This is a genomic window from Vulcanisaeta souniana JCM 11219 (assembly GCF_026000775.1).
Lineage (GTDB): Archaea > Thermoproteota > Thermoprotei > Thermoproteales > Thermocladiaceae > Vulcanisaeta > Vulcanisaeta souniana.
The window spans coordinates 1,912,945-1,938,906 of the sequence record NZ_AP026830.1 but is presented as its reverse complement, the minus strand read 5'-3'; the positions used below and the strand labels follow the sequence as shown (position 1 = coordinate 1,938,906).

The following is a 25,962-nucleotide window of genomic DNA, read 5'->3' as shown; positions in this document are numbered from 1 at the left end:
TTAATTTTCGAAGAATAGGGATAGTATTTATTGCCAAGGAGCCATGAAAGTTAAAAATAATAGTCATGGTTTACTAAATGCCTTGGTTAGTGATTCAACGGTGGTTCTCTTCAGGGTTACTACATTACCATCAATTACCAAATCGTTATTTATGTATTCAACCCCATTATTCTTGAGTATGGTTATTAAGTCCGTGGTTGGGTATACCGTGGCTTTCCTACCCTTTAGTAAGCCCAGCCTAGCGGCGTAGGCAGGCACTGCAAGTGGTAGTACCGTTATCTTACCATTACTTATTGACTGAGTAAGTAGTTTTTCGAAGGCTTCCCTATTAACCACGGATTTAACCTTGCCAGGCATATCCTTGCCGGTGGCGGCGTAATAAGCCCAGTAACCAGCTATAAATACAGCAAGGTCATAATTAGTAAGGAGATCCTCACCTACACCCCTAGACAGGTCTATGTCGAAGTTAATATTCGCAGTCTTACTTACTAACCCAGTACTGACCTCCATACTCAATTGCCTAAGCGCCTGCACCGCCATTGAATACTCTCCTTTATATGAAACGTCAGCAACAATTATTAAGGCCTTCATACAGGTCTTGAACCGGGCCATGTTATTTTAAATATTTCGCGCCTCGATTAAGGCAACGAATCACTTAGTGGCACTTCTACCCCTTAGTATTAAGTCAACGATCATTCGCGCGGCCATTTCTGCATGTTCAAACGGCCTTGACTGAACCTTTTTCCTGAAATCAAATATGTACACTGAGCATTCACCTGCATTCGCCGCCGCAAAAGCATAGTATCTATTGGCTAATTGATGCATCTCAATGTCCTCCGGTGACTCTGATTCCCTGTCCCTGAGACCCACGTCCTTAGCCCTCCTTTCCATTATATCCTTTGGATCAAACTCCATGAGCACTATTGCATCTGGCCTAAGCTTTGCCATTATTCTATCAGGAAGGCCCGGGTAAAAACCACCCTGAACCCTAATGCTGGCGTGAGTGTCTATAATAACATCACCTGGTAATTTTGCAATCTCTTCGGCAGCAAGTTCCTGAACCTTCCTATATTCATCCACGGGTAATTTCTTCCTCATCTCATCCCTATTGGTGATTCCGTACTGCCTCTTAGCGATTTCCAACATGTAATCACCGTAATTAACAATCGCCACATCAGAAAGCATCTCCCTAACGAACTTTAACGTAGTTGATTTACCACTGCCCGGCACGGCAACAAGTACAATCTTCACGGAGCAAGCTAATACCCATTAATTTTAAATTTTATTACACGGAATGCACCATGGAATTACACCCTTAAAAGAAAGATAGTAAGCCCTATGAGAATTCATGCTTTTTCCCTTTACTGGCCTCTTCCTTGTTCTTGGGTAGGTTCTTGGGGTTGGTTCGTTGCCTTCATCCTAATTGCCAGCGGCCTTTGGTCATTCCACCCGTCCAGCGGTGGACCACGGGCCGAGCCTCCAGTCCATTACTTCACCCCAGTGAGTTCAAGGAATACCCTCAAACCTCAGCATTTCTTCCTACTTGCTGATTTCCCATTAAGGTAATTAGTCAATTATGATGGACATGATGCATTATTTTGAGTAATAGGCTTTCTGATTCTAACCTAGAATACTGGGTAAAGTAACTAAGGCAGAGGGATGAATGGATGGTGGGAAACAGTGAATTAAATCAAATATCGTAAGTTATCGAATATTTTCACATAGAATTTACTTTAAAATAGATCTAAGGAAAAGCTATTTGTGGCAATACGAGTATTGCACCTTAGTTGGGAGTTTCCTCCACACATGATTGGCGGCCTAGGGAGGCATGTTTATCACATTACTAGGCATTTAGTTAAGGATGGAGTTGATACAACTGTGATAAGCATCTCACTACCTGGTGCGCCGCTTCAGGATGAGGTTGATGGGGTTCATATTAGGAGGGTTGACCCGTTTAGGTTCAGATCAACGAGTTTCATTACGTGGGTCCTAAACTTCAATGAGGAAATGATCGAGGAGGCGCTTAAGGTGTATGACGAGCAGGGGTTTGACCTGATACATGTTCATGATTGGTTAACCGGACCTGCTGGCATAGCCCTAAAGCACATGTTACGTAAGCCCTTGGTAGTCACGATACACGCAACTGAGGCTGGCAGACGTGGGGGTATTCATAATGAGGAACAGTTCATAATTCATTCATGGGAATGGAGGGCTACTTACGAGGCTTGGAAGGTTATTGTTTGCAGTAATTATATGTTAAATGAGGTTTCGGCTGTTCACGGAGTTCCCAAGGATAAGTTGATAATGATACCCAATGGAATCGATGTGGATTACATAGACTCCATTAGTGTAAAACCAGGATTTAGGGACCTATACGCATTGCCCAGTGAAAGGTTGATAGTCTTCGTTGGTAGGTTGGTTCATGAGAAGGGCCCTGACTTGGTACTTGCCGCATTCAGGGAGTTACTTAAGTGGGATTGGAACCTGAAGCTTCTTGTTGTTGGTGATGGGCCAATGAGGGAACACTTAATGGAATTAGCGCATGAATGGGGCATATGGAACAAGGTTTACTTCACTGGTAGGGTTGATGATGAGACACTTTACTCAATACTAAAGGTTTCTGACTTGGCAATACTACCCAGTAGGTATGAACCCTTTGGGATAACGATACTTGAGGCCATGGCAACAGGGCTAGCCGTCATTACATCTAAAGTTGGTGGACCTGATGAGATCGTCCGTGATTGGTATAATGGCGTTAAGGTAATGCCCAATAACACCGAGGAGATCATTGAGACCTCAAAGATCTTGCTAAGTAATGATGAGTTAAGGGAAAGGATCGCGAGAAACGCCAGGGAATCCGTGCTCAAGTGGTATACCTGGGATAGGATAGCCCGTTGGACGAAGAGGGTTTACCAAGACGTGCTCGAGGAACACAGAAGCGCCAATTGGATCTCGCTGTGGTGATGTGGCCCTCATTAAGGGAGACTCACATTCACCAGCTCAGCCCTGGCTACATCAATCACCGGATAATAAGTCGCCCTGAAATATATAAGGGTTATCCCGTGAATTCGTGACCCGTGGAGGAAAAATCTTAAAAGGACAGAGGGGATTCGATGCCTTGAATGCCCAAGGAAGTAAAGGCTAGAGCACACACATGGTATGAGATTGATAATGAAAATGGTACGATGAAGTTTCTCAGGAGAATTTGCCCGAGATGCGGGTCTGTAATGGCTTACCACAAGGTCCCAGTCCCAAGGTGGGCCTGCGGTAAGTGTGGATATACAGTATTCGAGCAGACTAGGGCACGATAAACACTAATGAGTTAATTTATTGATCCAACAATTCATGGATACAAGTACCTTGAATAACCACGAAGTATTATGCTTTCAATAATTATGCTTGAGAACGCTGGGTTTGAGACTTTTGGATCTAAGCTAAATGGTGTATGAGATGATACCCACGCATCTGAAACGCCGGGTTTATACATTAATAAGTCATGGCATTCTAATGGTGTAGTAAAATTATTTTACTCTAAGGAGCTCAGCATAGGTTAATGGATCTAAGGGAATTCCTGTCTGGACTAAGGAGCGCGGGCATGTTAAGGTTTGTTAATGATGAACTGGACATCAATTATGAAATACCATACGTAATTACTAAGTTTGACAAGGGGCCCACTCTTGAGTTCACCAATGTACGTGGGTTTAGGGATACGCATGTCGTGGGTAATATCGTTAATACCAGGAATAAAGTGTACAGAGCTCTCGGTGTGAAGACTGATGTTGAATTCTACAGAAGACTTCTTTGGGCTGAGGAGGTTGCTCCATCGTATAGGCCCGGGGAAACAAACAATGTGGTTTATGACCCGTTACCTAGTGTTGATTTAACAAAGTTACCAATACCTAGGTATTTCGAATTGGAACCGGGTCCTTGTTTGACAAGCGCAGTAGTTGTTGGCATGGATACTAAGGAGAACGTATTAAATGCAAGTATTCATAGGCTTACTCCAATAGGCCCTGATAGGTTTGTCATTAGGCTCGTGCCAAGGCACCTATACAGGATTTACATGAGAAATAGGGAAATCGGTAAGGACACACCAATATCGATCTCTTGGGGTTTGCACCCAGCCATCTTGGTTGCAGCTGCTTCATCACCATCCTTCGGCACCTTCGAGTTAAACATGGCAAATGCCCTATTGAATGGTTCACTCAAGGTTAAGTCTCTTGATAATGGTGTACCTGCTCCTGCGCATGCCGAGGTGGTTATGGAGGGTTACATATCGGCCAGGGAAACAACCAAGGAGGGACCCTGTATGGATGTACTTGGTACCTACGATGAGGTTAGGGAACAACCAGTTGTTAGAATAACAAGGATCTATGTAAGGAGGGACGGCCCATTAATTGCCCAGGCCCTTGTGGCTGGTTACTCCGAGCATAAGTTACTAATGGGCATTGAGAAAGAGGCCAAGATTTGGCAATTCGTTAGTAATGTAGTTCCTGAGGTTAAATCAGTCAGGTTAACAGATGGTGGTTGCGGGTGGTTACACGCTGTAGTAGCCATTAGGAAGCAGAGCGATGGTGATCCCAAGAATGCCATTATGGCGGCCTTTGCAGCTCATCCAAGCCTTAAGTACGTTGTTGTGGTTGATGATGACATAAACATCGATGATCCAAGCGAGGTTGAGTGGGCTATGGCGACGAGGTTTAGGGCAGACGAGGACTTAGTACTCATTAAGTATGCCAGGGGTTCTACACTTGATCCTGTTGCCATTGATCCTCTGCAGGGCATAACCACAAAGATGGGGATTGATGCAACCAGACCAATCAGCTCAGACATCAGTAGGTTTAGGAAGGGAGTCATTCCTGCATCACTGGACCCAGATAAATTAAGGATTGAGTAAGTTTACGTTTATTTTACGTATACATTACTTATACAAGTGCGTATGTTCATTTACATGGGCTTAAATTAATAAAACCATTTTTATTGTTTTGGATGTGGATATAGGTATAATAAGGCCGTATGAAGTTGAGTATAATCCGGAGGACGTCGTTGATTTAGAGGATGCCATTAGGTCCCTGGGTCACAGGATCAAGAGGATTTATATTGATATGATTGGCGTTAAGTTCGGTAGGGGCAACATTAATTATTATCAATTAATTGGTAGGTCTAACTATGAGGAACTGAGCGTATCAGGTGCAGTGCTTAGGCACATTGGTGTGATTCGTGATTTTGAGCAATTCGTCCACAGACTTTGGATTGTTAGGGCCTTCGAACTTAATGGTATTTATGTAATGAATCCAGTAATGAATTGGTTACTGGCCAGCGACAAGTTTATTTCGCTCATGTTGCTTGCTAAGCATGGATTGCCGGTTCCTGATACTGTGGTTAGTGAAAACATGTTTGTTGCCTATAATACTGTTAAGGAATTTGGTAAGTCAGTGATTAAGCAGATCAGGGGCGCCATGGGCTTTGGCGTTTTCCAGGTTGATGATGCTGACGTGGCAATGCACATATTCAGTTATCTAACTAACCTGAATAAGCCCATGTATGTGCAGAGGTTCCTCGATAAGGTTGGTAATGGTGATTACAGGGTTGTGGTTGTCGGTAATGAGGTGATTGGGGCTGAGTTCAGGAGGGGTGTTTCATGGAAGAGTAATGTGGCTCAGGGGGCCAAGCCAGAGCCTGCCAAGGTCACGGGTGAGTTGAGTGAATTAGCGTTAAGGGCTATTGAGGTGCTTGGCCTTGATTATGGTGGTGTTGATATTGCAGAGACGAGGGATGGGTATTTCATACTCGAGGTTAATCCAACAATGTCCTGGCAGGGATTCAAGAAAGCCACCGGTGTTAATCCAGCTGGGTATATCATAAATCGCCTAATTAATAGGATTAGGACTTAATTGAGTTATTTTTAATGCTATTGATATGATCTTTAGTGCAACATCTACTGAGTCCATCCCAAAAACGTATGTTATCGGCTCAAGAGCATAACCCCCAAGATCCACCACAACATCTAATTCTCTATCGTTACCCAGTGAGTTAACGACTGAATTTATGACGCTATCCTCACTGGGATCTTCATGAGGGCCAACCTTTATATACCGTATACCCAATTCCCTGAGCGCCATCTCCACCCTATCATCATACCTAATGCTGGCCACTGATCTATACCTTGGGTTTATTCTCATGCACCTAATGATTAACCTACCAAGGTGCCTACTACCGCCATATATGGGTTTTGAGCCTATGATGACTCTGCCGCCGTGAGCATCGATTCTGCCGGGTACGCCGACCACGTCGTCCTCGGTTAAGGCCCCAGGTTTAGCCTCAACAATGTTCATTAGTACCCTCGGTATTATGGATTGTATTTCTGGGTGTGATTCAATAATTGAAAGTGCTCTCTCCATGTTCCTAATTACCGAATCAGCAATGCCCGTTATTAGTACCGAGCATACGTTGCAGGTTGTTGGTAGTGATGAAACGAGTCTCCTATGGGCGTCACATAGTCTTAGGGAACCAAGTTCCATTATTATGGTGTTCGTTAGGTACTCAAGGGCTTCATATTCCTTATTGTTCATTATTAGCTCAACGACATTATTAACAACCCTCATCACCCAATCCCTACTAATTCCCAGTGTCTCAATTTTACTTAGCATTTCATCATAGTTCCTATTGACATACCTATTAACAGCTGGTTGTGTTATACCAAGCACCTTAGCTACCTTGAGTTGGCTATACCCATTTTCAAGGAGTTTCTTGGCTACTAAACTCCTTATTATTGGCATAATGTTGTCAGACACAAATTCAAGTCCAGTACTTATACTCACGTGGTAATAAGGTTGGTGAAGTTAATAATTCTTTATTATTACGGTTAGTTGACTCAAATTGGTTAAGAAGGCTAGTATTTTTTCATCTCATTAAGTACATTGATTACTGTATTTATTGGTTCCTCATTAGGTGTGTACTTGATAATCACGTTACCGCCCTTAGTTAGAAGAACTAAGTACTTACTACTGGTTATTGTCTGGGATTCATTCAAGTGCGTCCTTACCAGTAAGTACTTGTCACTACTTATAAGGGCTATTTCCAGGGGCATAGATGGTATCCTACACATGCATGCCGTGTTTAGGTAACCGTTACCTGCGTTATTACGTAATACATCGAGTAACGTTAATACTACCTTAATGCTTTCCGTGCTTATGAACCCTATATTAATGAACAGCGTATCACCAACCCTGTAGGGGCATATTAACGGGTAGTGGTTAGCGGCATTTGTGGAACGAGGATCACCTATTAATATAAAGGTGTTTCTTATGGTGAACCAATCATTATACTTCTTAAAATCAGCGTTACCCCTGCTGGGTATTTTCACAAGGGTATTCTCATTTAATGTGTATGAACCAAACCTACTATCTAGGTCTATTGCCTTGATCACGTATTGACCAAAGGATGCCAGTGCCATGTGGCCCATTATTTGTCTCTCAACCTTAAGTTCATTAACCATTTCAATGCCGGGTACGTTACCCAACATCGTTGTGGTGCCATCAGTACTCCAGGTGGCTAATTCATTACCAATCCTGCCAATCACCACTACCGTGGGTATCTTGAAAGATACCGTCATTAATTGCTTCTTTTAAATTAGCTATTTAAGATTTATATGAGTAATAACAGTCATCCACGTGAATTCATTGATAGTAAATAATGATGATTTAATAAAGAAGTTAATAAAGCTGATTGATGATAAGTGGGTTAGTATTGAGGAGATTGAGGGTGCATTAGGGATTAGGATCAGTATAGAGATGCTCAATAAGTTGAGTAAAACAGGGCTTTTTGAGGTCATATACAGTACGTTGGACGACACCTTCTACATAAGGAGGGTAGTAAAGAGTTATCCAACCAGGGAATTGGGCAATCCAGGTAATGAGAAAAAGACAAACCTTCAGGTGGTCGTAGATAGGATAAGGAGTGAGATACAGGAAATGGTACCCAAGCCGGCGTTTGAAGACTGGCTCAGTAATAACGTCCCGGATAATTGGCGTTTAATATATAATCAATTACTTAATGATGGAGTTATTGAGGAGGTCATTGTTTCTGGGATGGTTTTCGTCAAAGTGAATAAATGAGTTATGGCAGCGCTATGTACTCGTCGCCCCTCTTCTTAAGCATACCGGCAAAGACACCCCACTCCGCCAGTAAAATCTCAAGTAAATGTCTAATTCCCGGCTCCCTGGTTTCTATGTAGCCTTTCTCATTCAATTTCTCAATAAGGTTATCCACAGTGAATGGCCTATGCAGGCCTAAGGCATAGGCTGTGTGGAATGGTTCGAGATTAATTAATTTCTGCTTTAGTATTTTCTTTCTATCACTAATTTTAGCATTAAGGAATTCCCTCCCTGCATCCGTGATCCTAATGTCACCACCCTTAACCTCAACAAAACCAAGGTAAACAGCAGCGTTTAGGGCCGGCATAAGGTCATCTATGTCTGACTCCATTTCCTTGGCGATCATGAATATGTCCGCCTGCCCCTTGAATTCATTGGCTAGGGTGTCTATAAGTCCCAGTACATCAGCGAACCTTGCATCTAATGGCATGAAGGGTAAATCCGGCATAAAATATATTCCGCAATTTTACTTTCTGGTGGTTAATAAGCATTATTTTGAACATATACGTTAATTCCAGTGTGGTAAATATTATTAATTAAAGAACTAACCTATGGGAGACTATTTTACATTTTTCGCAAACTTCGACATACTCATTAACCCAGGACCCCCATCTATGTGAGAAATACCTTGAAGTGTACGTTATTGTCATGGGCAAACCACAATTGGGACAGGGATTTCCCTTAAGCGTTACATTACTTGTTTCCCTGTAGTGATTAGCTATTACGAGGTTTATGCCGTCCTCAAGATCCTCCTCCAGTCTATCAATGTTTACCGAGTACACCTTTACGTTTACCTCCTTATTGAACCAGTAATTAATCCTTGACAGGTTATTAACTATATAGTCACTTACAACGTATGGTCTCTCAGAAATAACAAAGAGCGCATTAACGTCATTGAGTTCAAGATCATTAACCATGTCAAGCGGGTTAGACCACCACGGGAAATAATCACCGGAGGCAAGCCAAACCTTAACCGTAAGTCTGTTCAAGTCGGCCTTAATTGAGTCATCACGAACAACCCTAATCCTAAACCCTCTATTCCTGAGTTCCTCGATTATCCTATCAATAACTCCCATGGCGATTTCTTGCATAAAAATACATTAATGGGTTAATAAGTTGTTAAGTGTGAATGATGAGGACTGGGGAGATGAGTAGTGAAGAAACCACGCAGGACTGAGTACTATCTCAATTGAAACAGCGATAATGCGTTCTCGGTCACCACATTACCTAGGTCTCCGGGGTCCATGTTTAGGATCCTCGATAACTCAACCAAGACTAGCTTAATATGTGCTGGTCTTGATGGTTCGCCAGGGCTAGGGCCCAGTTCAGGGGTATCGCTCTCAAGGAGTAACCTACTGAGGGGTATTATGGCCGCTAGATCCCTCTTTTGTTGTGACCTGACTACGGTTGGTGGGATTGAGAAATAGCACCCCAACTCTAACAATCTTATTGCTTGACTCTTGTTACCACTAAATGCATGCATTACGCACTTAACTGGTCCATGTCTACTCAGTAGTTCTATCACGTCATTTTCAGCTTTCCTGGAGTGAATAATCAGCGGTAGTTCAAGATCCCTGGCTAGTAATATCCACTTAGTGAATATGTGGCGTGATATTTCTCTAAGCATTGGGTCCCTGACCCTGCTGTAGTCAAGGCCGACCTCCCCAATGCCAACAATCAATTCCTTATTCTTATTTATGATTCTCATTATTTCCTGGACCTCCTTAATATCGAAACCGCAATAGTCATAACCCAACGCCGTATAGACAAAACCCCTATACCTATTCACAAGGTTTAATGCGTTCGCAGTTTCCTCAAGCCTCATCGTAACATTGATAATACCGAGCAATCCCTCCCCACTGGCTTCATTTATTAATTCATCCGCATGGCCATAAATATCCAGCCTACTTAAGTGTGCATGCGTGTCGATCAAGGTTTCCCAATTAGTACCCGGTTACATTGACTTAAAAATAAATTGTTAACTTGTCGCATAATGCCTACCTTAGGTAATTAGATTTTTAAAGCGCCATTAACACGGGGATCCCAATGTCCACATTAAACATAAATCCATTAATATACAGGTTCGTTAGGTATTGCCTAAATAGGACCTACCTGGATATCGATGATAATAAATTATCCGCTGACGAAAGATATAGCCTAGAGACGATATTGGCGATAATTAGACAGGCGGAGGATAATTGGGAGGGTATTGACGATGTAGTGAAGTTCATAAGTGAGGAGTTACCAAAGATATACGGTCAAGCCCTCGAGAGGCTACCTGATAGGATAGTTGATGAATTATTCGAGAAAATGCTAAATAATTGCAAGGAACTTGACGAGGTTAAGTCAAATTCCAAGGTACTTAATGCGATTAATGATGCTTTTAATGAAATGAAAAATGTCAAGAAGAAATTCCTTGAGGGATCCAAGACACGTATTTATGAACCATCTGCCTAATCAGTGCCTAATTAATTGACTTGAGCATTTATTTATTGGCGTTATGGACATTAATAATTACGTATACTCATTACTGAAGAAAAAGGACGTGATCCTTCTTAATGCATACCCTGGTTTTGGTAAGTCAAGAATAGCAGTGGGTCTGGCGAAGAGGTGGGTTGATGATGGAGGCCGTGTACTCATAATGACTAGGTCCAAGGCGGAGGCACTACAGCTCTGTGGGTTCACGAAGCAGTTCGATATTAGGGATAAAACAATCATTTTACTGGGTAGGGAATCTCTGTGCCCCTTTAATGCCAGTAACGCCAAGCAATGCCTCCTATATAGATTAAGTGGTAGGTGTAGGGTTGGTAAGGCCGCGGTGCCGCAGCCAACCCTTACCTGCGAACCACTTGAGCTGTACAATAGTGGTTCATGCCCATATGAGGTAAATGAGGCGCTAGCTTTTCAATTACCCATATTAATATCAACACATGCCTACCTATCAAGTCCTGAACTTTATGGCAGGTTAATGAATATAATGGGTTCCTGGGATAAATCATTGGTAATAATTGATGAGTTCCACAATGTCATCGCAGGTCTCGAGACCTCCATAGACATTGATATAGATGAGTTAAGGCAGTGGGTATTAAATGGTAATGGCCTAGCCAGGAAAATATTCAGTAGGATAAGGGGTTATGTACCGCAGGGAGAAATCGTGGTTTTAAGGAAATTCGAAATTGATGACCTTCTTGAGGGTTCTGAATCGTTTAATGACAAGGTTATTGAAATACTTACGCATTACGGTACCGACCTATGCGCCTTCACCTATGATGGTAAATTAATTAGGCTGAGGTGTCTCTCGTTCAAACCAATACGCGACTTAATAGTGAGGGCGCACAAGGCTCTCCTCCTCACGGCATCAATTAGCAGTAGGTTCTCACATATAATGAGGGTCCTTCCTAGGTCATCACATTACATAGCGGTGGATTCCCTACCCAGAGAGTACCAGGAGAACTTCACTGTTTTCTCCGTAATGGACGTCGAGTTCACGTTTCGTAACAGGCTAATGAAGGAGTACCTCGATATTGCCCACAGGGGCATTAAGGCGTTCATTGAGTCAGCGCCACCAATAGGAGGGCTGGCCGTTTTCTTTCCAAGTATTGAGTACATGAATACTTACGTCAATAATTACTCGCCACCAGTTTGGGGAATACCAACGTTTATCCTTAGGGATGGTTCCGAGGCCATGGGCCTAGTAGGTCCGTTTAAGGAGAGTGCGAGGACTACGAAATCGCTGGTGATAACATATGCCCAGAACCCAATTGGTGAGGGTATAAACTTCCTTGAACAGGAATTGATTGGTGCCATGATTATTGGATTTCCGCTTCCTCAATACAGTCAATGGAGTTTTCTAAAGTCACGGTATTACCAGAAATTGGGGATTGGTGGGTTTATGGTATCGTTTCTCTTCCCCGCAATATCAACAACTACACAAATACTTGGCAGGTTACTAAGGGATTTGGATAGGCATAAGAAGGTTGCCGTACTGTTGGATGGTAGGTTTTATCGTTATAGAAAGTACATGCCCAAGTGGCTTATGTCTAGGATGAAGCCCATAAGTATTTCTCAATTCCTAAACACATCGCTCTGGTGATTAATTAGTGCCTTATTAACCTACCTGGGGCCTCCTTTAATGAGACTTTATGGACATACTGAGTATTGGCGCCCTTGCGGTACCTGCCTCGTTAGCAGTGATATCGTTGTTAAGGGGTTACTCAATTGAAGGTGTCACAGTGGGTACTCGCTTTCTTATGCCTTACAGGATACCGTTTGACAAGCACCTATGTATACTGGGTCCCACCAGGGGTGGTAAGTCATCCCTAGTTAAGGCGATGATTAAGGAACTAAGTCAAAAATACGTGGTAACCGCACTTGATTGGCATGGAGAATACACGGGAATATTACCTACGCTGCCTACGTCAGCCATAAACATAGACCTCGAAAAAATACCACCTAAATTGCTAACTGAAATTCTCGGTTTTGGTCTTGGCCTTAATGAGCCAAGTATGTACATGCTTTATAGAATAATACGTGATGGTGGGTATTCAAGCTTCAACGATTTAATAAGGAGGATAGATAATTACCTTGTCAATACAAGGACTGAGGCAGAAATGAAGGCAGCCATCCTAAGGAGACTTGAGTACTCGGCTATGAACATTGGTAAGGGTATCGTAAGTATTGAGGCGCTTATGGAAGGTGACGCTATCGTGGATCTCAGTGATTTAACAATTATTGAAGAGAAAAGGTTAGTTTCGTCATTAATATTGGCTGCGCTTTATATGAACTACATGAGAAAGGGATTAATAGAAAGGAGGGTTAGGCATGTATTAATCATTGAGGAGGCCCAGAACCTGATTGATATAAATGGCCCCAGTTATTCAATCGTTGATCATGTGATAATGGAATTGGCGAAGTACGGCTTGAGGACGATACTCGTAAGTAACGTGGTTCCAAAATCATTAATATTGAAACACTGCAACATAATTCTCTTCAAGATAAATCCAGGGCTTTTGGATAATGACGTGTCCCTCTCGAGGGATTTAATCAATAAACTGAGTGAGATATCGACAGACGAGGCCATAGTAATAACGGGCAGAGGCATCGCCAAAATAAGACCACTAAGGGCGTCGGTGTTGCCAGCTCATGTGGTTATTAGGAGATTTAACCATGAAGAAGACAAGGCGCCTACCGATGATTTAGTTAATGCTGATGTAAATGCTGATAACAATAATTTAAAGCCCAAGGTCACTAATCACTCAGCTACTGGAAATAATGGCAGTCTGGGTACTGATTCTAATAATGGTAAGGCATTGGGTAATTTTGATGGCAATAAGGGACCCCCACCGAGTGTCAACTCTGGTCAAGATGAGTCTCTATTCAGGAGGCAAGTGATGGAGCTGGAGAGGGAGGTTATTAATTTACGTGATAAGGTTAATGAAATAGAGAGAATATTAGATGCCGATGAAAAGGTTATTGAGAGGATACTGGAGTTTGATGGGAAATTGAAAAATAACACAAATAGCTAATAATAAAAGCGCCATATGAGACTCTGGTGATGCGTAAGAACGAGGGTGTCACAATTTCTGAATTTATTTATTTAAGCAGATATATACGGGAACCTTGGTGCACTGATGACAGCAACGGAAAACCTAATGATAGACACGAGGAAGGTGAAAATCCTAATCCTACAGATGCTAAAGGACATGATCCTCAACGCAAAGGGTCAATTAATAACCTTTAGACCTGCGAAGGTTGCCCAGGACATATCTATATGGACCAGGAAAAGCCCGCGTTCGGAATCGGTCATAGTTAGGAATTTCCTTGAGGAACTCGTTGAGCTGGGGCTTGTTAAGGTTATTAAGAGGAGCGCTAGAGGCAAGGTTTACGGTATAATAAGGGATACCGAGTTTTGGTTAATACTTGAGCATAATAATGTCCATGAGATACTGACCTTTATTGACGGTTATAAGACCACGAGAAGAGGTAATACAAGTATAAATATGCTGAGGGAATTAGCTAATGCCCAAAAAATAAACCTGGCACAAACAGCCACGAATGGCGGCAATAAGGATATATCAAATAATCCGTGATTTAATAAAAGATCCTCAATCCCTAATTAATTACATAGAGAGTTATTTGTTGAGCGTTATTGGAATACCATACATAGAGAGGGAAATCAATAATGATGTCACGAGGTTAATAGTAAGTAATGAGCACGGAAATGCTGAACTAAGTATAAACCACGAGATAAGGATTAAGGGACACGATAAGGTTAAGGTCCTCCTAAACGCTCTGGTTCTAAGGTACTTGGGCACCAACGGTGCGCGTAAAATAACAGTACTACTTCTGCGTAGGGGTAATAGGGTTTACAGGGTTAATGATTTGCCAAGAATGCGATCATTACCTGTTGGTCTAATAGGGCTTGTAATATTACTAATAATGATAATATCCATAGTGATAACAATATTAAGGATAATGAATGTAATACTTTCAATGCACATAATAATATTAATGTTGTTATCACCGCTCATTATACCAATAATATACTCATACATTCTCCAGCTTAAGATAAGATGGGGAAACCTAAGAAATTCCGAAATAATAAAAATAACGCTCGAGTATGGGGAATTCGATGAACAGAGGTTCAATGAAGCACTACGTTTTCTATCTAGAATCGAGAATATAAAATCATTGACAGAGATCAGGAGGTTCATAATGACGTTGGTTAATAATCCAGGTACAAAACCGCAGGCATATAATGAAGAGGTGATAAGTATTAGTTCAATACTTGACAAATTAGGGGTTAAGAAGTATGGCATTTACTTGATAAACATGGATCAATGCAATGCCGCGTCAATAGGCTTGCCCGGCATTAACTATGTTATATTAACCTCAAGGCTGGTTTCATGCCTAAATAGTGATGAATTAACCGCGGTAATAATGCATGAGGTTGGCCACATCGTTCACGGTGACTCGGCGAAGGCCCTGTTCCTGATATCACTAAGCCAGTTGGTGAATATTGCGTTAATAACATACATAATACCGCTAATGAGTCTACCCGCGATACCCATACTAATTGGTGCTTTATTCATGGAGTTATTCATGATATTACTCACTATGCGGTTCAGCGAGTACTCTGCGGATAAATACGCAATGAAGTTCATACCGGGTAAGGACTTAGCCATGGCGTTGATTAAGGTTACCTGGAAGGAGCTGCATCAGGAATTAGCGAGTAAGAGGTCGAGAGTTCTTAGTTCTCATCCATCGGTTTCAGGTAGATTAATTAGGATCGCCTCCATAAAGTGAATGGGTGTATTTCGTGGCTTAATTTAATGGTTAGTTTAATTTTCATTTTTAATCAATACTTAGGCATAATGGACCTGATCGAGAAGATAAGTGAATTAAGGATATTAATGAATAGACTGGAGAGTAAGTATCCTGAGCTCTCGGAATTATCTTCATTGATAAATGACATAATTACCAAGTGCGTGTCCTTGTCTGACGTAGTACTGAATATATATTCAATGGCCGACTCGGCGGCTCATGGCCTGATATTTGAGCGAAACGCGCCCTCGATAGACCTAAACTCAGCCTTAATAGGTAAGTACTTAAGTATCATAAATAATTCCGAGGATTTAAATGACGCATTGGCCAAAGTATCTTCCCAGGAGAAGCAGTTATTAATTGATGCAATTAGAGTCCTTAAGAAGAGGGGTGCCATTGACCTTGACGTTAATTATGACGAGGAGGGACTCAAGGTAAAAATAATAAGTAGAGTTAATGATGGTATTCCGTGAGTGACCTCGATGATTACAGGGATTATCCACTAGAGAAGAATATTTATAACCGTTCCCTGTCTGCGGTTTTTCGTAGGCATTTCATCACGGTCCCCCCAGCCCCTCACTGCCCACCAAGGAGCGGGTTTCAGAAACCGAGGGCCGCCAAGCACTCATTAGAATCAACCTCGTAGTGGTGAATAGCGAGGTGGCATCGTATGGAGATACACAGCGACATTTCCTCAGGTAACATCAAGGGGCTATTCAAAGAAAAGAGCTTCAGGCATTATTTTGTGAGGCTATACACACTATACTCAGAAACGCGCACTCACACGGGGTGCATATCATAGCATTGGAGAACCCAGAAACAGTGGGATACCTGGGGTCTACTGGATTGGGAATGGTGATGGAAAACACAGGAACTACAAAGTAACCCTGCATGGGGTCATAAACGCAGACTTAACGCCGCAATTAATATTCTACATATTCCTGGGTTCTGAATTAGGGATTGGGGTAATGGGTTGGTGGCTAGGTCCGTGGTTTACCGCTGGACGGGTGGAGCGGGTGGGTTAAACCCATCAGCAATGAGGATGAGGACAATGAACCACAAACCAATAAACCACCCTAAGGGCAACCCTCAGGACGGGGGGTCAGTATGGTGCCTGTTTCCTTAACGTAGATATTAGGGCCTAAAGACGCACTGGAAAAGGATTATATAGCCCCGATTTCTTTCCGTATTTTAATATGCCTTACGACGTTCCGTTTGTACCCACGCCGGAGGTTGTGGTTAGGAGGATGCTTCAGTTGGCTAATGTTAAAAGGAATGAAGTCGTTTATGACCTTGGTTGTGGTGATGGTAGGATAGTGATAATGGCCGCCAGGGAATTTGGCGCAGAGGCAGCATGCATTGAGATTAGGAAGGATCTGTATGAACAAACCCTTAGGAGGGTTAAGGATTTAGGTCTTGATAATAGGATTCACGTGATCTATGGGAATTTCTTCGAGGAGAGTTTGTCAGAGGCGGATGTGGTCACGATGTACCTACTCACGAGTGTTAATGAGAGGATAAAGCCTAAGCTTGAGCGTGAGTTAAGACCAAGCACCAGGGTTGTGTCCCACGACTTTGAGATGCCTGGTTGGAAGCCTTTAATTGTGGAGGATCTCTATGAGGAGTGGAGAAGCCACAAGATTTATCTCTATAAAATACCTGGTGCTGAAATACCGGTGCCTGTAGAGGACTTGAATGAGAGATTAAGGGGTCTTTCACTTAACGATAAGTATCTAGAGATCCTGAAGTTGATTGATGGCAATAGGTCAATTGAGGAGATATCCAACAAGTCGCAGCTAACTATGAGAAACGTAAGAGAAATAATAAGTGATTTAACGAAGCAAGGACTCATTAGGGAGATCAGGGTCGTAAAATAAGGAAGTAATAAGCATTAAAAACATATTATTAGTTCTCGTCTTCAATGGATAGTTCACCATTCTTATCAGATGAGGTTGTTGACTTGGATGTTGGTATAAGTGTAATCGACGACTTAATAGAAGCCTACAAACGAATAGGTGGCTTTCAGGGTAGGTACATAGCCGAAGCCGCAGAGGTCCTTCTGAGCATGTATAATAACCCGGGCATAACGGTCTTTCTTTCCTTCACGGGTAATCTAATTTCCACGGGTCTTCGAGGCCTAATAGCTAAGTTTATTGAAAGGGGTTTCGTAGATGCCATAATTACTACTGCAGGTACGTTGGATCACGACATCGCCAAGTCCATGGGTGGTAAATATTACCAGAGCTATTTCGATGTTGATGATGTTGAAATGAGTAGGGTAGGTATTCATAGAATTGGTAATGTTGCTGTTAGGAAGGAGCATTATGGTCCTTTAATTGAGAAGTTCGTGCATTCATCACTTGAGGATTTATCGAGAATTAAGGAGGAATGGGGTGTTAGGGAATTGCTTTGGGAGTTAGGTAGGAGGATTGATGATGATTACTCAATACTGAGGGCGGTATCTAGGGCTAAGGTACCTATTTATGTACCTGGGTTTGTGGATGGAGCCTTCGGCACAGCAATACTCACATATAACGAAATGCAAAGAACGAGGACCGGGGGTAGGCAGGTAAGGATTGACCTGCTTAGGGATGAGCATGAGTTAATGGATATTGTATATTCAAGTAAGTCACTAGGTGCATTGATTATTGGTGGTGGTATTTCCAAGCACCACGTGATTTGGTGGAGTCAATTTGCCGGTGGGCTTGATTACGTGGTCTACATAACCATGGCTGTTGAGTGGGATGGCTCACTGAGTGGTGCTCGTCCTAAGGAAGCTATTACCTGGGGTAAGGTAAAGCCAACGGCTAGGCAGGCCTTTGTTCTTGAGGACGCGACGGTGGTTTTGCCAATATTAATACCTTATATTGCCAAAAAGATTGGTTTTAGAAATAGGGCAGCGGTTATTGGGTAGATGTAGTACCTTAAATATGATGTTGAGTATTAATAATATTGATGAACATGAAAATAAGAAGGAGAGGGGATATATTCATTGAGGAGGTCCTTCTTATAGCGATATCGATGGCCGTACTCGTAGCCCTCGTATCACTAATTAGTGGGTTGTTTGGTAATACTGTTAATGGCATAATGCACCTGCAGAACTCCGTTAATAATGCCCTGGGTGGTTTCATAAATGATCTTCAGAAGGTGGTTTCTAATGCTTTCAATTTCACAAGCTAAGGAAATAACAAGCGTAATAAATGAACTTAGAAGCAAAGGCTTTAGCAAACTAGACATATACTTAGTACTAAGGACGTTAAAACCAAACGCGAACTTCGAATACATATTAACACCCAGCGAACTAGAGCTGGTTAATAGAACGAATAAACTGAGAAGCGAGCTTTATAGGTTAAGGACTCAGTTATATGACCTTGAGAGAAAGGTGAAGAGGAGACATGAAATAATAATGGGAGTCTATGAAGAACTTATGAAAAATAGGAGTAGAAAATAGTCTCATTAGTATAAAAGAAAGTATTAAATATCCAGTTGTACCCTGACTATTATGACGACCAAATACATTTTTGTAACTGGCGGTGTATTGTCAGGATTAGGTAAGGGCATCACAACATCATCAATTGGAAAAATACTACAGGCCAGAGGTTATAATGTAACTGCCATTAAGATAGACCCATACCTAAATGTCGATGCCGGTACAATGAATCCATTCCAACACGGCGAGGTCTTTGTTACATTTGACGGGGGTGAAACCGACCTTGATCTAGGGCACTATGAGCGTTTCCTCGGCCTTGAGCTACCAAAATACCACAACATAACCAGTGGTCAAGTGTATTATACGGTAATAAGGAGGGAGCGTAAGGGTAAGTACCTCGGTCAAACGGTCCAGTTAATACCTCATGTTACTGAGGAAATTAAGAGAAGGATTCTGCTCATAACAAGGCGGGAAAAACCTGACATTGTGTTAATAGAGATTGGCGGTACGGTTGGTGATTATGAGGGTCTACCGTTTCTCGAGGCAGCAAGGCAGATGAAGCTTGAAATGCCCAATGACGTTTTATTCATCCACGTTGCCCTGGTCCCCCTATTATCAACTACTGGCGAACTTAAGACAAAGCCACTGCAACATAGCGTGGCCGAGCTCAGGAGGGTTGGTATACAGCCTGACATAATAATTGCGAGGTCGCCAAAGCCACTTGATGAATCAACCAAGAGAAAGATCTCGCTATTTACTAATGTATCCACTAGTGCTGTCTTCACTTCATATGACGTGGACACAATATATAAGGTACCATTATTGCTTGAGGAACAAGGTTTGGGAAAATACATACTGAGTAGGCTGGGGATAACGCCAACCGAGCCCAGGCTTAATGACTGGATATCCTTTGTTAACTCCCTTGAAAGTAGTAAGGAGGAAATCAATGTATACATGTGCGGTAAGTATGTGAAATTGCATGATTCATACATAAGCATTGTCGAGGCCATTAGGCATGCTGCAGCCAAGTTAGGACTTAAACCAAATATTGTTTGGTGCGATACCGAAGATATTGAGAAGGATCATACTAAGATTACTGAACTTAATAATGCGGATGCGGTAATCGTATTACCTGGATTCGGTGCCAGGGGCGTTGAGGGCAAGATAGAGACCATAAGATATGTCCGTGAGAATAACATTCCATTCCTAGGCATATGCTATGGAATGCAACTGGCTATAGTTGAGTTTGCAAGAAACGTAGTCGGCCTTAAGGGTGCGCACACCACTGAGGTTGATCCAAACACCCTATACCCAGTCATTGACATTACCCCTGAGGAGAAGAATGTTGAGGAGTTGGGTGGTACAATGATACTTGGTAATAGGAGGATAAACATTGTTAAGGGCACAATAGCCCATGCCGTCTATGGCACTACAGAAATAACAGAGAGACATAGGCATAGGTATGAGATTAATCCGAAGTTCTTTAAGGACCTCAATGAAAAGGGGCTTGTGTTTTCAGCATGGAGGGTTGATGTACCCAGGGTGGAGATCATAGAGCTCCCACACCACTATTTCTTTGTAGCGACCCAATTCCACCCAGAATTTAGAAGTAGACCGCTTAGACCGCATCCGTTATTTGTGGCGTTATTGAATGCCGCCTACAGAAGGAAGCATGGATTACCATCACCATATAGTGTGAATACCACGGTTTATGCATGATCAGTTTTCGAAGGCTCTGTCATTCAATCCACTGCGAACTGCATCATCATTAACTTGGTTATTTTACGTGTTTGTATTATTTATAACCACTTTCTTAATTGTCTTCGTGATTAAACTCCTATTTTGGATGACATTACTTGTGGTACTTATGGCACTTCCTACACTGACTTATGCGCAGATATTTATTAATTACATCGGTATAAACATTGATTATAATAATCAGACACTTACGCAGATAATGAATATAACCGGTAATCAACTGGTAATACCAATATATCAATACTGTTCCCAGGGAGGATACGTGACGGTCAATACATACCTGGATCCATTATCCAACCTGGGCATAACGTCAGCGGCATTGATTATGTATAACGGCTCTATCGTGAGCACACCAATTAATTATAGTCCTAAGTATGTTAGTGCTAACGTTAATTGTTCATTGCCAATATATGGCCTCTATCTAAGCATAGGTTCGTACGGTCAATACCCACTGGAGGCTTTGGTAATACCTGGCTCTAATATGACGTATGTTCTTACGCAGGGTTCAATGAACATATCAATACCATTAACTCCAGGGCTTAACTATCTATTCGCGCTGGTTAGGGTTATATCAATATTACCAGCCAGGGCAAGCATTAATAATTACCTAACGGCTCAATTAAATACCGAGTACTCAAACATCAACGTGGGATCCCTGAACACATACGCTGAAATAACTACCTATGTTACGTATTCAAGTAATGTAGAGATCACGACCAATGGAACCACATATATCATAATAACCCCCTATTACTACACATCAATAAGCAGTATGCAAAACCTCATCCTTCTTTCTCCCTCGCGTCCAATAATCATGTTAACAGGCGCACCATGGATTAAATACTCCTACAGTAATTGCACACCAATAAATCCAGGCATTCCAGGGATAACTCCATGGACAAGCTATCTATCGTATTCGCCATACTGTAGCATAAACATAACAACAATGCCCGTTGATATAACGTTCGTAGACACATCGTTACAAAAATTAACATGCAACAACGTATTCATTACTACGCAGAATGGCGAGATACTAAGCTTGTCAGGAAGCGTGGCAATAAACCCAGCCATGGATAGGGTGATATACCTCGTGATTAATGGAATTAGGACAATAGGTATATACCTGGACTCAATACCTGCGTCTGCATTAACAATACAATTACCCTTGGTTACGCACTCAGGCATAACCATAACTGATGAACTTGGAAACCCTGTGGATGCCCCTCTTTATTTATATGCAAATGGCACATTACTGATGCTCACCAACAATACGTGTGTATACCCAGGTAATTATAGTCTATATACATTAGTAAATGGTGAATTAATGAGCCTGGGAACAAGAAGCGTAGCCCAGGATAGCTTATTAACAATACCAGTATTCTCGAATTATACGCTAAACATATCAATTCCTCAACAATGTCCAGACCTAGATCTAAATCTTCTTGTTAAATATAGTGGTAGTCAATACGTAATCCCGCTAAACGGCAATTTACGGCAAGAGGTATATATACCGAATGCCATAATCGGTAGTTACATACAAGTATACCTGGTGGGTAATGGCACATTACTTTACCAAAGCACGCTACTAATTAATGGTAGTAAATCCACTAGTAACGTAGTACTTAATCCCCACGTAATTGATTTCACGCCAGTGGACTTGCTAAATAACGAAATACCAACAGCCACACTAAACATTGGTAGCCTATACTACGAAGGACCCGGTAAATACTGTGTGCCCACTAATTCTTCATTGGGTATGGTCATTTACGGTAGTGACGTTTACATAGTGAACATCACAGGAACTAGGGTCTTCATCAGAGTATGGACCCTGGGTAATCTAGGCGTTAAATCACTTCTCATAATAGCAAGTCTATTGATATTACTGTTAATAATCTCAATAATAATCAGGGGACTAAGCAAGGGCGGTGGGTCAAAAGACAAGTATATAGTAATTAATTAAACGCCCTTAATTATACTACTTAATACCTTTACTCCATCCCTTATAAGTTCTGTTCTTATGGAACCAATACTAAGCCTGGCAGTGTCCTGTTTACCTGCATCTATGAAGAACCTGTCTCCGGGCACAAAGGCCACTCCCTGCCTAATGCTTTTTCTCAATAAATCCCAGGCATTTATCTGAGTCCTTATGAAGGAGTAGAATCCGCAGTAGGGATTGTACATGATGGCCCCAGGTAAATAATCATTTAATGAATCAACGAGCTCCCTGAGCTTCCTGGGGTATAGCCTGCGGGCATTATGAATAACTCTATTGGCGACGCCTCTCCTTAGTAAGTCATAAACTATGTATTGGGTGAGCGTTGATGTGGCGAAGTCATGTTGCTCAATCATCTCCAAGTTATTTCTTAACCTACCGCTGGTCACCACAAAGCCTATTCGCAGGCCAGGTCCCAGTATTTTGGAAAGCGTCCCTACGTAAATTACATCGTTTTCCATAGACTTAAGTGCGGGCTCGGCATTAGAATGTAATGGTGTGTATGGATCGTCTTCAATGATCCTAAGTTCGTACCTATCTGCGATCTCAAGTAAGTGCTTTCTCTTATCTCTGCTAAGGGAGACCCCAGTTGGGTTATGGCAATTGGGCACGGTATAAACTATGCCAGGCCCATTATTTTTAGCAAGTTTCTCAAGCTCATGGGTATCCATGCCATCATCACTAATTGGCACTCCTATTAATCTGGCGCCCTCATATCTCATGGGAGCCACGGTCTCCACAAATGTTGGATTCTCGGTGTATATAGCGGTCCTTCTCCTTATTAATAACTGGGACAGTAACTTAATCGCGTGTTGGGCGCCTGCAGTGATTATGATATCCCTCCAATTTGCATTGATATTGAGGTTCTCATTAAGGTACCTAGAGACTTCAATCCTTAATTCCCTCAAACCGCCAGCGCCTGGATATGCCAGTATTGCCGTGCCGTAATTCTCATAGACGGTTTCAAAGGATCTCTTCACGTCATTTATCGGTAATAAGCTAGGGTCGGGTGACCCACTGGCAAAGTTATAAGTGATGCCCCTTTTCACCAGTCTGCTTGCCAGTTCGACAGGTGACCAGTACAGTCTCATTAAGTTTATTGCCAAATGCAGGGCTTATTAAGTAATTACTTGTTCTTATCTTGCCATTGTCTCATGTATTCCCTTCGTGCCCTATAAAACTGCACCACTGAAAATATAATTAGAGCTAGGAATATTATGAACATTACATAGGCTAGCCAAATCAATGGTTGTGTTATTTGCGGTTTACCAAAGGTAAATATTATTGGTATTGGAATAAGTGGGAACACTATGATGGCTCCACCCACATTGGTCAGTGCGGTTCTGGTGGATGGTATCCCAATGGCAATGATGATTGTTATGGTGATTATTGGTATTATCACGGCAAGTAGTATTAGCAAAATACCGAGTTGGTAAAGTCTCATGTCGCCTCGCCTCATAATAACGTAAGTAATATGAATAGTACGACAACTATTATTGTCAATACCATGGCCCACTTGATAACTGATGAGTCATTACCGAACACTATGGGTATGGGGCCTATTAGCACAACACCGCCAACACTGGTCTTCTTTCCCTCCTTTTCCTTCTTCTCTTCCTCTTTGTTTTCCTCTCTTTTTTGTTCTCTCATTGCATCAATAATAATGAGTATCACCCCTAGCAATGCCATCACTATTGATAGTAATACCGCCAGGCTCATTATGTAGGCTATGTCCATTATTTATGTTATAACCTAGGGGGAAATTAAAACCTATTTCTCCTCTAACCTTAAAATTTAAAAGGTAATTACTTGGTTCATAGTCGATGCCGTTTCAGAAGGGCGATTACGTACTGCTTGAGTATACAGTTGTTGATAAGGATGATAATAAGGTCGTGGAAACCACAGTGGAAGACAGGGCTAAGGAGGCAGGTATTTACAGGCCTGATGAGATTTACGAACCACGCCTAATAATAATAGGTGAGTCAAAGCTCTTCGAACCACTGGAGCAGGCGTTAATTAATTCGAGCGAGGGCCAGGAAATAACCGTGGAGATACCGCCAGACAAGGCCTTTGGGCAGAGGGACCCAGGTAAGGTTAGGGTAATATCCATCAGGGAGTTCTATAGGTACGGTAAGCTGCCTAAGGTTGGTGATATTGTTGAGGTCAATAATCAACAGGGAAGGGTCGTTAGCATAACTGGCGGTAGGGTGACACTTGATTTCAATCACCCGCTGGCCGGTAAGACCCTTGTTGTTACGGCAAAGATAATCAAGAGGCTGGAAACAACTGAGGACAAGATAAAGTACATAATCAAGCAATACATACCAAGGATTGAACTTGAAAAGGTCAATGTGGGGCTTAGCCAGGATGGTTCCGTGGTAACGATAAAGCTACCCATTGAGACACTGTTCATGGAGAACATGGGCACCATAAGGGCTAGGATCGCAGATGAGGTCGGTAGTAGATTTACAAACGTTGGTAAGGTCGTGTTCATTGATGAGATAGAAATAAAGAGGGAAGTTGAGGCGAAACCTGCGGAGGTAAAGGCCGAGGAAAAACAAGTGGAGTCAAAGCCTGAGTCTCAGCAGTCGTCTCAATAAATGTAGAAATCAGGTTAAGATTTATTAATAAACTAATTCTCCTTGGTTTGATGCTCAGTAGGAATAATGAGGGTCTTAACCGATTAATGACAGGAACAACCACTGTGGGTATCGTTATTAATGATGGCGTTGTACTAGCCACGGACAGGAGAGTTACCGCTGGCTACTACATAGCCCACAGGAAGAAGGGAGTTAAGATCTGGAAAATTGACAATCACATTGCAGCAACCATGAGTGGCGGCGTTGCCGATCTGCAAAAGGTCCTTGATTCCTTAACGGCAATGGCCATACAATACAAGGTAGATACTGGGAAGCCTATATCAGTAAAGGCCCTGGCCAATTATGCGTCCCTTGTGGTGTTCTCAAGTAGGCCATACGTCTACTTAGTACATATGATACTAGGTGGTTGGGATCCAGACGAGGGCCCCATCATATACATGCTGGACTTCTTCGGAACGCTAACCAGGGAAACCGAGTTCATGTCAACAGGCAGCGGTTCACCGACAGCATTTGGCGTCCTTGAGGATGGCTATAGGAAAGATATGAGTATTGAGGATGCCGTTAGGCTCGCCGTTAGGGCAGTTAGGTCTGCCATATACCACGATCCAGGGAGTGGCGAGGGTATTGATGTCGTAACAATAACCAAGGAAGGCTACAGGGAAGTTGACTCAACGCCATACCTCAAGGAACTAATTCATTAAA

At 42.2% G+C, this 25,962-nt stretch carries 29 protein-coding genes; 19 read left to right on the top strand and 10 right to left on the bottom strand.

The annotated features are described in order from the left end of the window. Positions 1-63: 63 nt before the first annotated feature. A complete protein-coding gene (locus tag Vsou_RS10500; RefSeq protein ID WP_188603842.1) occupies positions 64-591 on the bottom strand; it encodes a DJ-1/PfpI family protein in 528 nt (175 codons plus the stop codon). 60 nt (positions 592-651) lie between these two features. Beyond that, entirely contained in the window at positions 652-1,251 is a 600-nt protein-coding gene (locus Vsou_RS10495; RefSeq protein ID WP_188603843.1) for an adenylate kinase, read from the bottom strand. Between the two features lie 510 nt (positions 1,252-1,761). Here Vsou_RS10495 and Vsou_RS10490 point away from each other — a divergent pair. The 4 genes from Vsou_RS10490 to Vsou_RS10475 all read left to right on the top strand — a co-directional run bounded on the left by Vsou_RS10490 (position 1,762) and on the right by Vsou_RS10475 (position 5,894). Then, complete coding sequence (locus Vsou_RS10490) at positions 1,762-2,964, top strand: glycosyltransferase family 4 protein (RefSeq protein WP_188603844.1); 1,203 nt, start codon at positions 1,762-1,764, stop codon at positions 2,962-2,964. A 158-nt stretch (positions 2,965-3,122) separates the two neighbouring features. Beyond that, positions 3,123-3,311, top strand: coding sequence for a 30S ribosomal protein S27ae (locus tag Vsou_RS10485; RefSeq protein WP_188603845.1), 189 nt, complete (start codon positions 3,123-3,125; stop codon positions 3,309-3,311). Positions 3,312-3,553: 242 nt separating this feature from the next. After that, positions 3,554-4,897, top strand: coding sequence for a UbiD family decarboxylase (locus tag Vsou_RS10480; protein WP_188603846.1), 1,344 nt, complete (start codon positions 3,554-3,556; stop codon positions 4,895-4,897). A gap of 94 nt (positions 4,898-4,991) precedes the next feature. Continuing rightward, positions 4,992-5,894 carry an ATP-grasp domain-containing protein gene (locus tag Vsou_RS10475; RefSeq protein WP_188603847.1) on the top strand — a complete coding sequence of 301 codons (903 nt, stop codon included), beginning with the start codon at positions 4,992-4,994 and terminating at the stop codon, positions 5,892-5,894. Here the strand turns inward: Vsou_RS10475 and Vsou_RS10470 are convergent. Next, complete coding sequence (locus tag Vsou_RS10470; RefSeq protein ID WP_264890722.1) at positions 5,871-6,794, bottom strand: thiamine-phosphate synthase family protein; 924 nt, start codon at positions 6,792-6,794, stop codon at positions 5,871-5,873. The two genes, Vsou_RS10475 and Vsou_RS10470, sit on opposite strands and share 24 nt — an antisense overlap. Before the next feature lie 98 nt (positions 6,795-6,892). Beyond that, positions 6,893-7,615, bottom strand: coding sequence for a hypothetical protein (locus Vsou_RS10465; protein WP_188603849.1), 723 nt, complete (start codon positions 7,613-7,615; stop codon positions 6,893-6,895). Between the two features lie 58 nt (positions 7,616-7,673). Here Vsou_RS10465 and Vsou_RS10460 point away from each other — a divergent pair, with 58 nt between their 5' ends. Then, complete coding sequence (locus Vsou_RS10460) at positions 7,674-8,117, top strand: hypothetical protein (protein ID WP_229709912.1); 444 nt, start codon at positions 7,674-7,676, stop codon at positions 8,115-8,117. A 1-nt stretch (position 8,118) separates the two neighbouring features. Here Vsou_RS10460 and Vsou_RS10455 read toward each other — a convergent pair whose 3' ends face one another. From Vsou_RS10455 to Vsou_RS10445, 3 genes are all read right to left on the bottom strand, one after another. After that, a complete protein-coding gene (locus tag Vsou_RS10455; RefSeq protein WP_188603850.1) occupies positions 8,119-8,604 on the bottom strand; it encodes an AAA-associated domain-containing protein in 486 nt (161 codons plus the stop codon). A gap of 88 nt (positions 8,605-8,692) precedes the next feature. Continuing rightward, a complete protein-coding gene (locus Vsou_RS10450) occupies positions 8,693-9,232 on the bottom strand; it encodes a hypothetical protein (RefSeq protein WP_188603851.1) in 540 nt (179 codons plus the stop codon). Positions 9,233-9,336: 104 nt separating this feature from the next. After that, positions 9,337-10,089: a TatD family hydrolase gene (locus Vsou_RS10445; protein WP_188603852.1), complete on the bottom strand. Its 753-nt coding sequence runs from the start codon at positions 10,087-10,089 to the stop codon at positions 9,337-9,339. A gap of 113 nt (positions 10,090-10,202) precedes the next feature. On the opposite strand from Vsou_RS10445, the gene Vsou_RS10440 reads away from it, so the two are divergent. From Vsou_RS10440 to Vsou_RS10385, 12 genes are all read left to right on the top strand, one after another. Beyond that, positions 10,203-10,613, top strand: a complete 411-nt coding sequence (locus Vsou_RS10440; protein ID WP_054843976.1) for a hypothetical protein — start codon at positions 10,203-10,205, stop codon at positions 10,611-10,613. A 43-nt stretch (positions 10,614-10,656) separates the two neighbouring features. Next, complete coding sequence (locus tag Vsou_RS10435; RefSeq protein ID WP_188603853.1) at positions 10,657-12,249, top strand: helicase C-terminal domain-containing protein; 1,593 nt, start codon at positions 10,657-10,659, stop codon at positions 12,247-12,249. Positions 12,250-12,298: 49 nt separating this feature from the next. Beyond that, positions 12,299-13,681, top strand: a complete 1,383-nt coding sequence (locus Vsou_RS10430) for an ATP-binding protein (RefSeq protein ID WP_188603854.1) — start codon at positions 12,299-12,301, stop codon at positions 13,679-13,681. A gap of 105 nt (positions 13,682-13,786) precedes the next feature. Further along, positions 13,787-14,245, top strand: coding sequence for a hypothetical protein (locus Vsou_RS10425; protein WP_188603855.1), 459 nt, complete (start codon positions 13,787-13,789; stop codon positions 14,243-14,245). A 49-nt stretch (positions 14,246-14,294) separates the two neighbouring features. Beyond that, positions 14,295-15,461 (top strand): M48 family metallopeptidase, encoded by a 1,167-nt coding sequence (locus Vsou_RS10420; protein ID WP_264890721.1) that lies wholly within the window; start codon positions 14,295-14,297, stop codon positions 15,459-15,461. A 68-nt stretch (positions 15,462-15,529) separates the two neighbouring features. Beyond that, positions 15,530-15,952: a hypothetical protein gene (locus Vsou_RS10415; RefSeq protein WP_054844000.1), complete on the top strand. Its 423-nt coding sequence runs from the start codon at positions 15,530-15,532 to the stop codon at positions 15,950-15,952. 723 nt (positions 15,953-16,675) lie between these two features. Further along, positions 16,676-17,356 (top strand): class I SAM-dependent methyltransferase, encoded by a 681-nt coding sequence (locus Vsou_RS10410; protein ID WP_054843979.1) that lies wholly within the window; start codon positions 16,676-16,678, stop codon positions 17,354-17,356. 44 nt (positions 17,357-17,400) lie between these two features. Then, positions 17,401-18,393, top strand: coding sequence for a deoxyhypusine synthase (locus Vsou_RS10405; RefSeq protein ID WP_188603857.1), 993 nt, complete (start codon positions 17,401-17,403; stop codon positions 18,391-18,393). A 41-nt stretch (positions 18,394-18,434) separates the two neighbouring features. After that, positions 18,435-18,659, top strand: coding sequence for a hypothetical protein (locus tag Vsou_RS10400; protein WP_054843980.1), 225 nt, complete (start codon positions 18,435-18,437; stop codon positions 18,657-18,659). Continuing rightward, complete coding sequence (locus tag Vsou_RS10395) at positions 18,637-18,930, top strand: hypothetical protein (RefSeq protein WP_054843981.1); 294 nt, start codon at positions 18,637-18,639, stop codon at positions 18,928-18,930. The genes Vsou_RS10400 and Vsou_RS10395 overlap by 23 nt, the downstream gene beginning before the upstream one ends. 51 nt (positions 18,931-18,981) lie before the next feature. Beyond that, complete coding sequence (pyrG, locus tag Vsou_RS10390) at positions 18,982-20,628, top strand: CTP synthase (RefSeq protein ID WP_188603858.1); 1,647 nt, start codon at positions 18,982-18,984, stop codon at positions 20,626-20,628. A 148-nt stretch (positions 20,629-20,776) separates the two neighbouring features. Continuing rightward, positions 20,777-22,627: a hypothetical protein gene (locus Vsou_RS10385; protein ID WP_229709914.1), complete on the top strand. Its 1,851-nt coding sequence runs from the start codon at positions 20,777-20,779 to the stop codon at positions 22,625-22,627. On the opposite strand, the gene Vsou_RS10380 is transcribed toward Vsou_RS10385, so the two are convergent. From Vsou_RS10380 to Vsou_RS10370, 3 genes are read right to left on the bottom strand one after another with little or no spacing between them, the layout of a single operon-like run. After that, on the bottom strand, positions 22,624-23,751 hold the full coding sequence (locus Vsou_RS10380) for an aminotransferase-like domain-containing protein (RefSeq protein WP_188603860.1): 1,128 nt from the start codon (positions 23,749-23,751) through the stop codon (positions 22,624-22,626). The two genes, Vsou_RS10385 and Vsou_RS10380, sit on opposite strands and share 4 nt — an antisense overlap. A 35-nt stretch (positions 23,752-23,786) precedes the next feature. Beyond that, the gene (locus tag Vsou_RS10375; protein WP_188603861.1) at positions 23,787-24,104 is read right to left on the bottom strand and encodes a hypothetical protein; all 318 of its coding nucleotides are present in this window, start codon (positions 24,102-24,104) and stop codon (positions 23,787-23,789) included. Between the two features lie 11 nt (positions 24,105-24,115). Further along, positions 24,116-24,397 carry a TIGR00304 family membrane protein gene (locus tag Vsou_RS10370; protein WP_188603862.1) on the bottom strand — a complete coding sequence of 94 codons (282 nt, stop codon included), beginning with the start codon at positions 24,395-24,397 and terminating at the stop codon, positions 24,116-24,118. An 86-nt stretch (positions 24,398-24,483) separates the two neighbouring features. Here Vsou_RS10370 and Vsou_RS10365 point away from each other — a divergent pair, with 86 nt between their 5' ends. Beyond that, the gene (locus tag Vsou_RS10365) at positions 24,484-25,260 is read left to right on the top strand and encodes a peptidylprolyl isomerase (protein WP_188603863.1); all 777 of its coding nucleotides are present in this window, start codon (positions 24,484-24,486) and stop codon (positions 25,258-25,260) included. 50 nt (positions 25,261-25,310) lie between these two features. Beyond that, entirely contained in the window at positions 25,311-25,961 is a 651-nt protein-coding gene (locus Vsou_RS10360; protein WP_188603864.1) for an Ntn hydrolase family protein, read from the top strand. Position 25,962 lies beyond the last annotated feature (1 nt).